This window comes from Metabacillus sp. KJ11-3 (assembly GCF_055808295.1).
This window is the reverse complement of record NZ_CM147865.1, coordinates 4,741,814-4,757,908: the sequence shown is the minus strand read 5'-3', so window position 1 is coordinate 4,757,908 and position 16,095 is coordinate 4,741,814. Positions and strand designations below refer to the sequence as shown.

The 16,095-nt window shown below is 40.8% G+C and carries 10 protein-coding genes and 1 pseudogene; 2 read left to right on the top strand and 9 right to left on the bottom strand.

The window, feature by feature from the left end:
- Positions 1-262 precede the first annotated feature (262 nt).
- The 7 genes from icmF to AC0L8O_RS23615 form a co-directional block, all read right to left on the bottom strand.
- Positions 263-3,523 (bottom strand): fused isobutyryl-CoA mutase/GTPase IcmF, encoded by a 3,261-nt coding sequence (gene icmF / locus AC0L8O_RS23645; protein WP_473445728.1) that lies wholly within the window; start codon positions 3,521-3,523, stop codon positions 263-265.
- Positions 3,524-4,168, bottom strand: coding sequence for a TetR/AcrR family transcriptional regulator (locus AC0L8O_RS23640; RefSeq protein ID WP_473445726.1), 645 nt, complete (start codon positions 4,166-4,168; stop codon positions 3,524-3,526).
- Between the two features lie 252 nt (positions 4,169-4,420).
- Positions 4,421-5,560 (bottom strand): acyl-CoA dehydrogenase, encoded by a 1,140-nt coding sequence (locus tag AC0L8O_RS23635; RefSeq protein ID WP_473445724.1) that lies wholly within the window; start codon positions 5,558-5,560, stop codon positions 4,421-4,423.
- A 28-nt stretch (positions 5,561-5,588) separates the two neighbouring features.
- On the bottom strand, positions 5,589-6,731 hold the full coding sequence (locus AC0L8O_RS23630; RefSeq protein ID WP_473445722.1) for an acyl-CoA dehydrogenase: 1,143 nt from the start codon (positions 6,729-6,731) through the stop codon (positions 5,589-5,591).
- 32 nt (positions 6,732-6,763) lie between these two features.
- On the bottom strand, positions 6,764-7,615 hold the full coding sequence (locus tag AC0L8O_RS23625; RefSeq protein ID WP_473445720.1) for a 3-hydroxybutyryl-CoA dehydrogenase: 852 nt from the start codon (positions 7,613-7,615) through the stop codon (positions 6,764-6,766).
- Positions 7,616-7,650: 35 nt separating this feature from the next.
- Entirely contained in the window at positions 7,651-8,829 is a 1,179-nt protein-coding gene (locus AC0L8O_RS23620; protein WP_473445718.1) for an acetyl-CoA C-acetyltransferase, read from the bottom strand.
- 206 nt (positions 8,830-9,035) lie between these two features.
- Positions 9,036-11,150 (bottom strand): (Fe-S)-binding protein, encoded by a 2,115-nt coding sequence (locus AC0L8O_RS23615; RefSeq protein WP_473445716.1) that lies wholly within the window; start codon positions 11,148-11,150, stop codon positions 9,036-9,038.
- A gap of 434 nt (positions 11,151-11,584) precedes the next feature.
- On the opposite strand from AC0L8O_RS23615, the pseudogene cls reads away from it, so the two are divergent.
- Both cls and uvsE read left to right on the top strand, forming a co-directional pair.
- Positions 11,585-12,786, top strand: a pseudogene (cls, locus tag AC0L8O_RS23610) (cardiolipin synthase).
- A 24-nt stretch (positions 12,787-12,810) separates the two neighbouring features.
- Complete coding sequence (uvsE, locus tag AC0L8O_RS23605; RefSeq protein WP_473445715.1) at positions 12,811-13,767, top strand: UV DNA damage repair endonuclease UvsE; 957 nt, start codon at positions 12,811-12,813, stop codon at positions 13,765-13,767.
- Between the two features lie 190 nt (positions 13,768-13,957).
- Here the strand turns inward: uvsE and argS are convergent, their stop codons facing one another.
- Together argS and AC0L8O_RS23595 are read right to left on the bottom strand one after the other, a co-directional pair.
- Positions 13,958-15,628, bottom strand: coding sequence for an arginine--tRNA ligase (gene argS, locus AC0L8O_RS23600; protein WP_473445714.1), 1,671 nt, complete (start codon positions 15,626-15,628; stop codon positions 13,958-13,960).
- Entirely contained in the window at positions 15,625-16,056 is a 432-nt protein-coding gene (locus AC0L8O_RS23595) for a YwiB family protein (protein ID WP_473445712.1), read from the bottom strand. The genes argS and AC0L8O_RS23595 overlap by 4 nt, the downstream gene beginning before the upstream one ends.
- Positions 16,057-16,095 lie beyond the last annotated feature (39 nt).

Sequence of the window (16,095 nt, the reverse complement as noted above, 5' to 3'; positions counted from 1 at the left end):
GCGGGGTGGGCGGTGAGCCTCCTCGACGCTTTGCGTCTGTGGGGTCTCACCTGTCCCACAGCTCCCGCAGGAGTCTCGCACCTTCCGCTGAAATCAACCTAATCAGTTTGGTTTATAGCATTCTAAAACACAATTAATAGAGATGTTTTTTATTGTACAAATAAAAAGTTTTTGCTGATAGAATAACTAAAATGGCATAGAAATTCTAGATTTAGTAATTAGAAAACAAACCGTTATCTGCCGGTTTCTTACTTATTTTCATCTACATATTCCGTCTATATTGGCCGCCGACTTCGTATAGGGCTTGTGTGATTTGGCCGAGGCTTGCTACTTTTACTGTTTCCATTAGTTCTGCAAATATATTTCCGTTGTGAATAGATGTTTGTTTTAATTTTGCTAATGCTTCTTTTACTTCGTGTGCATGTGTTTGATGGAAATCTTTTAGGTTTTGAATTTGGGTTTCTTTTTCTTCTTTGGATGCGCGGGCAAGCTCCATTGTGTCCATCATTTCCTCTGATGGAGGATTTGGGTTCAAGTAGGTGTTGACTCCAATGATCGGCAGTTCTCCCGTGTGCTTTTTCATTTCATAGTGCATTGATTCGTCTTGAATTTTTCCACGCTGATATTGAGTTTCCATTGCACCCAGCACACCACCGCGTTCATTGATTCGATCAAATTCCTGTAGGACAGCTTCCTCTACTAAGTCTGTTAATTCTTCTACGATAAATGAACCTTGAAGAGGATTTTCATTTTTGGTTAATCCATGCTCTTTTGTAATGATCATTTGAATGGCCATCGCACGACGAACCGATTCCTCTGTTGGCGTTGTTATGGCTTCATCATAGGCATTTGTGTGAAGAGAGTTGCAATTATCATGAAGAGCCATCAATGCCTGAAGTGTTGTGCGAATATCGTTAAAATCAATTTCCTGTGCATGCAGGGAGCGTCCTGATGTTTGAATATGATACTTTAATTTTTGACTTCGTTCATTTGCGCCATACTTATCTCTCATGACAGTAGCCCAAATTCTTCTTGCCACCCGGCCGATGACTGTATATTCCGGATCCAATCCATTGCTAAAAAAGAATGACAGATTTGGTGCAAAAGAATCAATATCCATGCCTCTGCTTAAATAATATTCTACATACGTAAATCCATTCGAGAGGGTAAATGCCAGCTGAGAAATAGGATTTGCGCCAGCTTCGGCAATATGATACCCGGAGATGGACACTGAGTAGTAATTTCTCACATTGTGATCAATAAAGTATTGTTGAATATCCCCCATAAGCCTTAAGGCAAATTCCGTTGAAAAAATACATGTGTTTTGACCTTGATCTTCTTTTAAAATATCAGCCTGAACCGTACCTCTCACGGTTTCGAGGGTAAATGCTTTTACTTCGTTTACCTCCTCAGCTGATAAAGCACGATCTACCTCAGCTTCCTTCTTTTTCACCTGCTGATCGATCGCTGTGTTCATAAACATCGCCAAAATAATTGGAGCAGGACCATTAATTGTCATCGAAACAGAGGTGGATGGTGCACATAAATCAAAGCCTTCATACAGCTTTTTCATATCTTCAAGCGTACATACACTCACACCGCTTTCACCAATTTTCCCATAAATATCAGGCCGGTAAGCAGGATCTTCACCATATAATGTAACAGAATCAAAGGCTGTGCTCAGACGCTTTGCTGAATCATCTTTTGATAAATAATGAAAACGCCTGTTTGTCCGGGCTGGTGTTCCTTCACCAGCGAATTGTCTTTTCGGATCCTCACCTTCTCGTTTAAATGGAAAAACTCCTGCTGTAAACGGAAAAGCTCCTGGTACATTTTCTTTGTATAACCAAGCTAAAATATCACCGTCATTTTTGTATGTTGGTAGTGAAACCTTTGGAATAGAAAGACCGGAAAGTGAAGTCGTACGTAGCTTTGTAACAATTTCCTTGTTACGAATGACGGTTGTAAATTCAGTTTGGGCATACTTTTCTCTTAAGCTCGACCAATTAACTAACAATTCCTTTGATTGTGGTGTCAGCTGTTGTTCGAGCTTATGTTGAAGCGACCGTAATGAAGTCACAACTTCCTCATTTTTTTCATGCTCTGTTACAGCTTCAATCGTTCCTTTTATTTGAAAAAGCTTTGTCGCAAGATCTGCTTGGTTTTCTGCATAGTGATGATAGGTCCTAACCGTTTCACTGATTTCTCTTAGATAATATCTTCGTTCTGGAGGGATGATGACATTTTGCTTTTCAACTTCTTTGACGACAGGTAATGTTGACTGCCAATTCAAGCCTGACTTTTCATTTATCAGCTCTAAAATTCTCGCAAATAATGTATTTGTTCCCAAATCATTAAACTGACTTGCAATGGTGCCAAAAATGGGCATATCATCTAACGGTTTATCAAACAGCATCCGGCTGCGTTGATATTGCTTTTGTACTTGGCGCTTTGCATCCTCTGATCCTTTGCGTTCAAATTTATTAATCACAACCAAATCCGCATAATCAAGCATATCTATTTTTTCTAATTGAGATGGTGCTCCAAATTCACTTGTCATCACATACATTGAAAGGTCACAAATCTCAGCGATCTCTGCATCACCTTGACCGATTCCACTCGTTTCCACAATCACAAGATCAAACCCTGCCGCCTTAACAATCGAGATCGCATCATGAATCGCAAGCGAAATCTCTGACTTAGATTGACGAGTTGCCAAGCTTCTCATAAAAACCTGTGGTGAGAAAATGGCATTCATCCTAATTCGATCACCGAGTAAAGCTCCCCCTGTTTTTTGCTTTGTAGGATCTACAGATAAAACAGCAATTCGAATGTTTTCGATTTCGTTAAGAAACCGTCTGATTAATTCATCTGTTAAGGAACTTTTTCCCGCTCCACCTGTTCCCGTAATACCTAGAACGGGTATATTCTTAGTTTTTGAGATCATTTCCTGGAAAATAGGTTCTACGTTTTCAGGTAATGCATGCTGTGAAATTTTCGCTTCTGCATAGGATATCAGCTTTGCGACTGTTTTTATATCACCTGATGTTAGCTGATCGACCTTCACATCGTCCTGACCTACCGGGGAAAAGTCACATTCCTTTAACATATAATTAATCATCCCCTGTAACCCCAGATCACGGCCATCTTCAGGTGAAAAAATTTTCGCAATTCCATATTCGTGAAGCTCTTTTATTTCTCTGGGAATAATGACCCCGCCACCGCCACCAAACAGACGGATATGTCCCGCTCCTTTTTCCTGCAGCAAATCATACATGTATTTAAAAAATTCGACATGTCCCCCTTGATAAGAAGAAATCGCAATTCCTTGGACATCCTCTTGAATAGCAGCAGAGACAATTTCTTCTACAGAACGATTATGTCCTAAGTGAATCACTTCTGCTCCGCTTGCCTGTAAAATCCGCCGCATAATATTGATTGATGCATCATGACCATCAAACAAGCTTGAAGCTGTGACAAATCGAATATCATGTGTTGGCTTATACACATCAGCTACCGCCATCTAATCACCCCTTTGTTCGTTCTGTTCCTCTCCTACTCCGTGTAAAATCACCTTTGTTTGCAGCTCAATATAATCGTCAATCGTATATATTTTTTGGAGAGCCCATCTGCGAAAGCCCCACATTTGTCCTTGTACAAAGATGTTATGGGCAATTAATTCAGATTCTTTTTCCGAAAGTGTGAGCTCTCCATTTTTTACACAGCAGTCGATGATATGTTTAAACATCCCGACCATTTCAATTTCTTTTTTTAATACATAAGGCAGGGCATCTTTTGAAAGAGATTTTGCTTCTTGGTACATGACAAGGACTTCATCCTGCATGTCGTCCATCACGTTAAAGTAGTTTTCAATCGCCTGCTTGAGGTTTTCAATTGTTCCTTGCTTTGTATCAAGGTTTTCCTCAAGACGGATGTGGACCTGGTCATAAATCCTGTCACAGACCAGGTACAGCACATCTTCTTTTTGTCGGATGTATTCATATAATGTGCCGATACTGAAGCCTGCCGCCCGGGCAATTTCTCTTGTTGTTGTTCTGTGGAATCCTTTTTCTTTAAAAAGGGTTACTGCACCCTTGATCATTTGCTCTCTGCGTTTTTCAATTAATTTTTCATCTTTTACAGATGCGACCACTTCTCGTTTTTTCATCTGTGTTTCCCACCTTACATTGGCTCTTTTGCATACTTTGTTGATTTCAAAATAGTTAATGGTAATAAAATAGTTCGTTCCATTGCGCTCCAGACACTCAATACGCCTGGGAGAAAGCTGAGATTCCTTAGCTTCGCTTGTAGGGTCTCAGCCTTTCCACATTTCCCGCAGTAGTTGAGTGTCTTTCGCTCCATTTCACTCTTGTTTTGAAATAAGATTTCTAAAGCAACAAACACTAAGGACTTCTAATATCTACTTCGTTAGCATTCTAGAAATAACTAATCGCTGGATTTCCTGGGTTCCTTCGTAGATTTGGGTTATTTTTGCGTCTCTCATGTAGCGTTCTACAGGGTAGTCTTTTGTATATCCGTAGCCTCCGAATACTTGGACTGCTTCTGTTGTGACCTTCATTGCTGTGTCTCCTGCAAAGAGTTTGGACATGGCCGATTCTTTTCCATATGGAAGTCCCTTTGATTCGAGCCATGCCGCTTGATAGGTTAACAGACGTGCTGCCTCAATGCTTGTCGCCATATCAGCCAGCTTGAAGCTAATTCCCTGCTGTGCGGCAATGGGCTTTCCGAACTGTTCACGTTCCTTTGCATAGGCAACCGCTGCATCTAGTGCGCCTTGGGCGATTCCTACTGCTTGTGCGGCAATTCCGTTTCTTCCGCCATCTAAAGTCATCATCGCAATTTTGAATCCTTCACCAATTTGACCTAAGATGTTTTCCTTTGGCACTTTGCATTCTTCAAAGATAATTTCTGTTGTTGGCGAGGAACGAATGCCCAGCTTGCTTTCTTTCTTACCAATAGAAAAGCCTTTAAAGTCTTTCTCAATAATAAATGCGGTTGTGCCTTTATGTTTACTTGAAGGATCCGTTATGGCAAAAACAATATAAAGGTCGGCAATGCCACCGTTTGTAATAAAGATTTTTGATCCATTTACTACGTAGTGATCTCCGTTTTCCCTGGCATGTGTGCGCATTCCGCCGGCATCTGATCCTGAACCGGGCTCTGTTAATCCGTAAGCACCAATTTTTTCTCCAAGTGCCATCGGTGTTAAATATTTCTGTTTTTGTTCCTCTGTGCCGAATTTAAATAACGGCCACCCAGCCAGTGACGTGTGGGCTGATAATGTCACACCTGTTGATGCACATACCCTTGAGAGCTCTTCAACTGCAATCACGTAAGCTAAATAGTCACTGCCGATTCCGCCATATTCCTCAGGCCATGGAATTCCCGTTAAGCCCAAATCCGCCATTTTCTTAAAAATGTTCATATCAAAACGTTCTTGTTCATCTCGTTCAGCCGCTGTTGGTTCAACTTCTTTTCTCGCAAAATCCCGAACTGTTTTTCTTAACATTTCATGCTCTTCAGATAGCTTAAAGTACATTTTTCTCTCCCCTTTGTTACCGCTTAATTTATCGTTCTTTTAATAGATGTTTACTGATGACGATTCGTTGGATTTCACTTGTGCCTTCATAGATTTCACATACTTTAGCATCACGGAAATACCGTTCTACAGGGTAATCCTTTGTATAGCCGTAGCCTCCAAACACCTGTATTGCCTCTGTTGTTACGTCCATTGCCGTTTTGGAAGCGAACAATTTGGCCATTGCAGCCTGTTTTCCACAAGGCATGTTCTGGTCCTTAAGCCATGCTGCCTGATAGACTAATAGTTTCGCTGCCTCCACATTTGTTGCCATGTCTGCAAGCTTAAAAGAAATACCCTGTTGAGCAGAAATCGGTTTGCCAAATTGCCTTCTCTCCCCGGCATATTGAACTGCTTTTTCAAGTGCGGCTTCTGCAATGCCCAATGCCTGTGCGGCGATGCCGATTCGACCGCCATCAAGATTTGCCATCGCAATCTTAAAACCTTCCCCTTCATGTCCAAGAAGGTTTTCAATTGGAACCTGTGCATCTTCAAAGATAAGCTGGACCGTTCTTGATCCATTCAAGCCCATCTTGTGTTCATCCTTACCGATAATCAAACCGTGTGTATCTTTTTCAATAATAAACGCAGAAATGCTGGTACTTGCTGCATCAGAGCCTGTTCTGGCAAACACGATATAGGTGTCTGCTTCCCCGCCATTTGTAATGAACATCTTTGATCCATTCAGCACATAAAATTGATCCTTTTTGACGGCTTTTGTTTTCATGCTTGCCGCATCAGATCCTGAGCCCGGTTCTGTTAAACAAAAGGCTCCTAAATGCTCCCCTCGTGCCAGCTTTTTTACGTACTTTTCTTTTTGCGTTTCCGTGCCAAACGACAAAATCGGATACGTTCCAACCGATGTATGAACAGATAAAATAACTGCCAATGTCGCACTTACCTTTGCCAGTTCATGAATAACCATCATATAGGAGGTGAAATCCAGATCGGCTCCATCATATTTGCTTGGAACCGGGATTCCCATCAGTCCCAATTCCGCCATTTTGTTGAGGATTGCTCTGGGAAATACCCCTTTTTCCATTTGCTCAACAAACGGCTCTACCTCTGTTTTTGCAAAATCACGTACCATTTTTCGTAACATCATTTGTTCATCTGTTAACGCTACATTCATAGATGCCCACCCCTTTGGTCATATCAGATGTTTTACGAATACTGATAAAAGCCTCTGCCTGATTTTCGACCGAGCCACCCTGCTTTTACGTATTTTCTCAGTAATGGACATGGTCGGTACTTATCATCACCGAAGCCCTCGTGAAGGGTCTCCATAATATAAAGGCACGTATCTAAGCCAATAAAGTCAGCAAGGGTTAGTGGTCCCATTGGATGATTCATGCCAAGCTTCATGACTTCATCAACTGCTTCCGGCTCTGCTACACCTTCATATACCGTAAAAATGGCCTCATTAATCATTGGCATTAAAATCCGATTTGACACAAATCCCGGGAAGTCCTGGACTTCAACAGGTGTTTTATTAAGGTTCCTTGTAATGGCTTCAATTTGCGCATACACCTCATCTGATGTTGCTAATCCCCGAATGATTTCGACCAGCTTCATGACCGGAACAGGATTCATAAAGTGCATGCCAATGACACGATCAGGTCTGGTTGTTGCGGCAGCGATTTCTGTGATCGGCAATGATGAGGTGTTTGTTGCTAAAATCGTCTTTTCACTCGCCAACTGATCCAGTTTTTCAAATAGACTTGTTTTGACTTCCATTTTTTCGATGATTGCTTCAATAATTAGATCCGCTTGCTTCACATGATCAAGAGTAGAGGAAACGTTGAGTCTTTGAGTGATTTCTTCTTTTTCACTGTTTGTTAGCTTTTTCTTCTCCACCTGTTTTTGAAGCTGATTTTTAATAGAGTTGACACCTTTATGGACGATTTCCTCATTTAAATCATGAAGAATAACCTCAAACCCTGCCATTGCACAAACTTGTGCGATCCCTGAACCCATTTGCCCTGCGCCGATCACCATAATTGTTTGAATTGTCATCAAAACCCTCCTTGATTTGACTTGATCAATCTCTATTAAACTTCAATCATAATCGCATCACCTTGACCGCCACCTGAGCAGATTGCTGCAATCCCAATTCCACCGCCTTTTCGCTTTAATTCGTGGATAAGAGTAATAAGAATTCTCGCTCCGCTCGCTCCGATCGGATGTCCGAGCGCTACTGCTCCACCATTTACATTGACCTTTTCAGGATCAAGATTTGCCAGTTGGTTTGCCGCCAACGCCACGGTTGCAAAAGCTTCATTGATTTCAAACAAGTCAATCTCTTCAACGGATTTCCCTGTTTTCCTTAATAGTTCATTTATGACAAGTCCAGGTGTTTTCGGAAAATCTCCTGCCTCACCTGCGATGGCTGTATGAGCTAAAATGGTTGCGAGAGGTTTTCTGCCTTCTTTTTGAGCCTTTTCATCACTCATAAGAACTAGAGCAGCTGCTCCATCATTTATCCCCGGGGCATTTCCGGCTGTAATGGTTCCGTCATGGTCAAAAACAGGAGACAACTTAGCTAAACGTTCGATTGATGTGTCCTTTCGCGGTACTTCATCTTTGTCCACGATGATTGGATCTCCCTTTCGTTGCGGAACTGATACAGGAATGATTTCTTCTGCCAGTACCCCTGACTCTTGGGCAGCAACTGCCCGCTTATGACTTCGTAATGCCCAATTATCCTGCTGTTCTCTCGTAATCTCGAGCTCCTTGGAGATGCTGTTTCCATATGTTCCCATATGGACGCCGGTAAAGCTACATGTTAATCCGTCATGAATCATTAAATCCTTCACCGGATGATCACCCATTCTTAAGCCCCATCTTGCCTTTGGCATGATATAAGGCGCATTGCTCATTGACTCCATCCCTCCTGCGACAATCACTTCTTCATCACCGGCACGAATGATTTGGTCAGCCATTGTGACACTTCTTAAACCAGATGCACACACTTTATTCACGGTTTCTGTTTTCACATTCCAAGGTAAGTCTGCAGCGCGTGCGGCTTGCCGTGAAGGAATTTGTCCCTGCCCGCCTTGCAGGACATTTCCTAAAATCACTTCTTGTACATCTTCAGCTTGAACCTTTGCTCTTGATAGTGCTTCTTTTATTGCAATTCCGCCCAGTTCTGCGGCTGTTAATGTTGACAATGCTCCACCAAATTTTCCGATCGGTGTTCTCACTCCACTTAAAATGACTGTTTTGACCATATATAATCTCCCCTTAGCTGTTGGTAAACGCTTACAAATTCGACTGAACGCTCGCTCAATTTCCGTTTTAGAAAAACTTGGCTTGTCGCCAAGTCCTAATGGAAAAAACCTATATTTTTCTTAAAATGTATATACTTTCTGGTAGTACAAGTCAAAGAGGGGTATGCCCCCTCCTTTTATTTTAGCTTATCAATCTTTGAAAATGTCTATGAAACTTGCTCATTTCGTTCGCCAAAAATCGACTTCTCTAATAGTTCTGCTACATCATAGGTACTCACAGCTTCTTCCACTTCCTTCGCCTTCGTCCCATCACTTAACATTGTTAAACAGTACGGACATCCTGAACTGATAACAGACGGGTTAACTGCCAAAGCCTGCTCTGTTCTTGCAACATTTATGCGGCTTCCTGTATCTTCCTCCGTCCACATTAAGCCCCCTCCTGCACCACAGCACATGCCCTTTTCTCGATTTCGTTCCATTTCAACAAGCTTAACACCAGGTAGTGCTTTTAAAATATTTCTAGGTGCATCATACACTTCATTGTATCTTCCTAAATAACAGGAATCATGGAAGGTAATCGTCTCGTTAACTGGAAGTGTAGGTTTTAACTTTCCTGATGCCACTAACTCAGCAAGTAATTCGGTATGATGATAAACTTCAGCTTCTAGACCAAAATCCGGGTATTCATTTTTAAAAATATTGTAAGCATGCGGATCAATCGTAACGATTTTTTTCACATTATTTTTCACAAATTCATCAATGTTTTTTGTTGCAAGTTCTTGAAATAAAAATTCATTTCCTAAGCGGCGCGGTGTGTCTCCGGAGTTTTTTTCTTTGTTGCCAAGAATCGCAAACTTCACACCTGCTTCATTTAATAACTTGGCGAATGATAGGGCAATCTTTTGGCTGCGATTATCATAAGATCCCATTGAGCCAACCCAGAATAAGTATTCAAACTCTTCTCCGGCTTTGCTCAATTCTTTCACTGTAGGAACGATCACATCAGGACGAGCTTCACGCCATGTTTCTTTTTCCTTACGGTTAAGCCCCCACGGATTTCCTTGTCGTTCTATATTCGTCATGGCGCGCTGTGCATCTGCATCCATTTTTCCTTCTGTTAGCACAAGATAGCGGCGCATATCAATGATTTTATCAACATGCTCATTCATTACAGGACATTGATCTTCACAATTACGACATGTTGTACACGCCCAGATCTCTTCTTCTGTAATGACATCCCCGATTAAGGACGCGTGGTAGCCGGTTGTTGCAGCAGCCGATTCCTGTGCACCGGAGCTCGCGGCCATCATCGCAATCTGATTCCCTTTTGTGTTATTAAAGGCAACGGCCGGTACCCATGGTTGCTTTTGCGTCACAGCCGCACCTGTAAAGGTTAAATGATCTCTAAGCTTAATAATTAAGTCCATAGGTGAGAGCATTTTTCCTGTTCCTGTTGCCGGGCACATATTTGTACAGCGTCCACATTCTACACAGGCATATAAATCGATTAATTGCGGTTGTGTGAATTCCTCAATTTTTCCGACCCCAAAGGTTTCCTGTGTTTCATCTTCAAAATCGATTTTTTCAAGCTTCCCCGGGTTTGTTGTACGATTAAAATACACATTTGCCGGCCCTGCAATTAAGTGTGCATGCTTTGATTGAGGTACATAGACTAAAAACGTTAATAAAAACAGTAAGTGAACCCACCATGCGATATAGAAAATAACGATCGATCCGGTTTCCCCTACAAAGCCCAGAATATAGGCAAAAGAAGAGGCGAGCGGCTCAGACCATGTCAGATCATGACCATGCCAAATGAGTCCCATTCCATTTCCCATTAACACCGAAAGCATAAGGCCGCCGATAAAAAGTAAAACAAGCCCTGATTTAAAGCCTCTTTTTAATCGTACAAGCTTTTCAACATAGCGGCGATGAAATGCCCAGACAACTGCCACTAAAATCATAAATGTGACAATCTCCTGGAAAAATGTGAAAGCCGGGTACAGAGGGCCAAGCGGGAGATGGGCTCCCGGGATAAGTCCCTTGATAATGAAATCAATCGCCCCGAATTGAACAAGAATAAAACCATAGAAAAACATCACATGGATAATGCCGCTCTTTTTATCCTTTAACAGCTTTTTTTGACCAAATACATTCACCCATATTTTTTCAAGCCGCTCCTTCACTTTCCCATCGAATTCAACCTTTTTTCCAAGCTTAATGTACGCCATCCTCGTACGGATTAAATAAACAAAAAGATGAATTGCGTAAGCGGTTACAATTAAAAATGCTACAAAATTAATCCATAATAATGCATCCACTTTTGTTTCCCCCAATCTCCCATTTGTTGCGGTCTATTTCTTTTCCCAAATGAAAAGCGTAAGCGCATTGGTCAGCCTCAGGCAAATAAGACGCAAATGAATAGAAGACGTTCTTTGTCTTCAATTCATTTGTGACTAGACCTTAGAGGCAGCCTAAGAACGCGACGTCCTGTCGCAAAGACTGCACTTGCACGTCCTATGCTTCGGGGCTAGGCGCTGGAGCTAGACACTAAAACTAAGTACAAAATTTCACCCTACCATTAACACTTCATTATACTCCTATCATAATAAATGAATGAGCATTCAGTCAATACCTTTTGTTTCTTTGTACAATGTATTCTTTTCTATAGGAAATATGCCGTGTACATAAAAATGTGAAGTTGCGCAAAACCTATTATGAAATGGTGCAGGAATGCTGCTAGGAGGTATGCTGGTTGGAACTTTTTTTCATCTTGAGCTTTATCATAGTGGCGATTATTTGTTGGTGTATTGTCGATTACCACCTTGGACGAAAAAGTCATCTTCTTAAGTCTAAATATACACAATATCCACCTAGAAAAAGTGATATTACCTTATTCACCGATGGTGATTCTTTATACAAGGACTTGTTTGAGCACATTAAAAATAGCCGGAAAAGTGTTCACGTGCTATTCTTTATCATAAAAAATGATCAGATTAGCCATGAATTCCTGTCTCTTTTAGGTGAAAAGGCCAGTCAAGGTGTTGAAGTCAGGCTTCTTATTGATTATGTTGGCAGCTCTAAATTAACAAAAAAGAAAATGACCCTTTTAAAAGAAAAAGGTGTAAAGGTCGTTTATTCTCATAAGCCAAAGCTTCCGTTTCTTTTTTACACACTCCAAGCTCGAAATCATCGGAAAATCACCGTTATAGATGGCATGATCGGCTATTTAGGCGGTTTTAATATCGGCAAGGAATACATTGGACAAGATCCAAAGCTTGGATTTTGGAGAGACTTCCATCTCAAATTAACCGGTGAAGGTGTGACAGATTTACAGACACAATTTTTGACCGATTGGTTTGATTCAACCGGTGAAAATGACCTGAAGGAAACACAGTATTTTCCAGAACAGGTTGCAGGTAAAAGCACCCACATGTTTATTTCAACCTATGGCGAAAACCTGGAAAAACATTTTATCTCATTTATCCAAGACGCAAAATATGAAATCATCATATGTTCTCCCTATTTTATTCCCGGGAAAAAATACTCAATGAATTGTTAGCTGCTTTATCAAGAGGGGTAAAGGTTAAGATTACAGTACCCATGAATAAAGATCATCCGTTAGTGAAGGAAGCATCTTATCCATACTTCCGCCCCCTTCTCTTAGCAGGATGTGAAATTCATCAATTTTTCCATGGATTTTATCATGCCAAGATGATTATGATTGATGACCATTTTTGTGATATCGGGACAGCAAACTTTGATAAACGCAGCTTTTTTTTAAATGATGAAATGAACTGTTTAATTTACGATAAAAAGTTAATTGGAGAGATCAAACAGTTTGTTTACACAGATTTTCGTCGCTCACAACTATTAACATATGAGAAGTATCAAAAACGACCGGTTTTTCAGCGGATAAAAGAGGCGTTTGCTACACTAGTAGCTCATTTTTTATAGAAAAATCAGCAAAGGAGGAGTCCAATGATTATTCGATTTGGATATGTATCACATGCTCTTTCCCTTTGGGACTGCTCCCCTGCTAAATCCTTAACGTTTACTCGTTGGAAAAAACTCGACGTAGAGGAGCGGCATGATCAGCTTTTATACGTTACAAAGCAGAACCTGGAACATACACTGCGGATGCTCCACTATAATATTGCCCACGAAATATGGGTTTACCGCTTATCCTCATCCATTGTTCCACTAGCGACACATCCTGAGGTGCTTTGGGATTATCGGACACCATTTAAGGAACTTCTTTTGGAAATTGGGGCACTGGTGAAAAAATACAAGTTGCGTGTAAGCTTTCATCCAAACCAATTTACTCTATTTACGAGTGATAAAAAGCATATTACTGAAAATGCTGTTTGCGACATGTCTTATCATTATGATGTTCTGGACGCGATGGGTCTTGCTGATGAAGCCATTATTAACATCCATGTTGGTGGGGCTTATGGTGACAAACAAAAAGCAACAGAGCGCTTCCATCAAAATATAAAAAGCTTGCCTGGACATATCAAAAAGAGAATGACACTCGAAAATGACGACAAAACCTACACAACCTCAGAAACATTGGCTATTTGCCAGAAGGAGCAAATCCCGCTTCTCTTTGATTACCACCATTTTATGGCGAATAAAGAAGAGGATGAAAATATGGAAGAGATGCTGCCTAAGATCTTCCCAACATGGGATTGGGTTGGTCTTCACCCTAAAATTCATGTTTCTTCCCCTAAGTCTGAGAAGGAATTTCGAAGTCATGCTGATTATGTAGACGCTGATTTTTTAATGCCTTTATTGAAGGTATTAAAAGAAATGAATGTTGATGTGGATTTCATGATTGAAGCGAAGCAAAAAGATAAAGCAGCACTTAAGCTTTGTGAGGATATCTCGAGGATTCGCGGGGTAAAACGGATTGGTGGGGCTACGATTCAGTGGTAGCTTGTACGTGAAATGATGGTTGTGGCTACTTATTTGCGATTCTGGAATTTTATTTGCGATTTTGTAGATTTATTTGCGATTCTCATATTTTATTTGCGATTTTAAAAATTTATTTGCGATTAGACAAATTTCGACTCATTTCGAGCAAAACAAAACTCAGATGCCACAACACAGCATCTGAGTTTTCCTTTTACATTTTTTCCGGAGCAGATACTCCAATGATTGTTAACGCATTTTGCAGCGTTACTTGTGTTGCCTTCATTAGCCCAAGTCTTGCTCGGCTTTTTTCTGTATTTTCTGGATCCAACACTTTTTCAGCGTTGTAGAAGCTGTGTAGTGTGGATGCTAAGTCATAAATATAATTTGTAATACGGTGTGGAATTCGTTTTTGCGCAGCTTCTGTGACAGCTTGCGGGAATTCTCCAAGCTTTTTCAATAAGTCGAATTCTTTTTCAGATGTGATTTCATCTAGTTTTAGATTCTCTTCATATGAGAGTCCTTGTTCTTCACCTTGGCGCAGCATACTGCAAATACGTGCATGAGCATATTGTGCGTAGTAAACCGGGTTTTCGTTTGATTTAGAAACAGCTAAATCAAGGTCAAAGTCCATATGTGTGTCCGCACTTCTCATCGCAAAGAAATAACGTACTGCATCAAGACCAACTTCTTCGATTAAGTCTCTCATTGTGACAGCTTTTCCGGTACGTTTGCTCATTTTCATCTTCTCACCGTTTTTGTATAAGTGAACAAGTTGAATGATTTCCACTTCAAGTGTATCTTTGCCAAAGCCTAACGCTTCAATGGCTGCTTTCATACGTGGGATATAACCATGGTGGTCTGCACCCCATACATTAATCAGCTTTGTGAAGCCGCGGTCAAGCTTGTCCTTGTGATACGCGATATCTGGTGTTAAATATGTGTAAGAGCCGTCGTTTTTAATTAATACACGGTCCTTGTCATCACCGAACGTTGTGGAACGGAACCATGTTGCTCCCTCTTCTTCATAGATATGGCCTTTTTCTTTTAATGCGGAAAGTGCATTGTCAATTTTTCCGTTATGGTAAAGAGATGTTTCTGAATACCATACGTCAAAAGGTACCCGGAACTCTTCCAGGTCTTCTTTAAGTTTGGCCATTTCGTATTTTAAACCGTACTCTCTAAAAAATGCTAAACGCTCATCACTTGATTGCTCAACAAATTTATCGCCGTGCTCTTCGGCAAGCTTTTTCCCGATACCAATGATATCTTCGCCATGATAGCCGTCCTCAGGCATTTCATTGTCTTTACCAAGTGCTTGGAAATAACGTGCTTCTACAGATAAAGCCAGGTTATTGATTTGATTACCCGCATCATTAATGTAATATTCACGTGATACATCATATCCTGCTTTCGCTAACACATTACATAATGAATCACCAACAGCCGCTCCACGTGCATGACCTAGGTGAAGGTCACCTGTCGGGTTTGCCGAAACGAACTCAACTTGTACTTTTTCATTGTTACCAATATTTGTTTCACCATAGCTTGTGCCAGCTTTTAGAATGGATGGAATCAAATCTGTTAAATAGCTGTTATTCATATAAAAGTTAATAAAACCAGGACCTGCGATTTCAATTTTATCAATAGAGCCTTTTTGCTTATCAAAATTGGCCACAATATCCTCTGCGATCATACGCGGAGCTTTCTTTGCGACACGTGCAAGCTGCATTGCCATGTTTGTCGCGTAATCTCCATGTGCTTTTTCCTTAGGAAGCTCTAATAATACTTCAGGAATCTGTGCTTCTTCTGCTAAACCGGCTTTTATGACTGCCGCTTTAATTTCTTCTTTTAACCGTTCTTTTACTTGCTCAACGATGTTCATTTTTTATCCTCCTTGTATGTGATCATCAGTTTATGTACATGTTTCTCATTTTCGTCTATTTGCAAATCATATAAAATAACGAGCCTATCTTCAAGCTCTGTTTTATCTATTGTTAATGAGTTTGTGTTGATTTCAAGCTGAAGCTTACCAAATGGTGTCGCATAATCTGTCATCGTTTTTTGCCCTTGAATGAACCGCTGTTTCATTGTAACAGCTCCTGATCTCATGACCATGACTTCTTCAGGTGTGATTTTCACTGTTGTTTTGACAGATCCAAGTTCATGCTCTTCATCATATCGCAGGTAAACGGTGTTCCCCTTTAGAAATTGCTCACCTGCAGTGTTCATTTCAATTGTTTCTTTATCTTGTTCATGCTCTTTGCGAATTTCAGATAAAACATGGATTTGAATAGGCGTGCTTTCTGACATGTCGACACTCCCTTTCCATCATTTCCTTTAACTTTAATA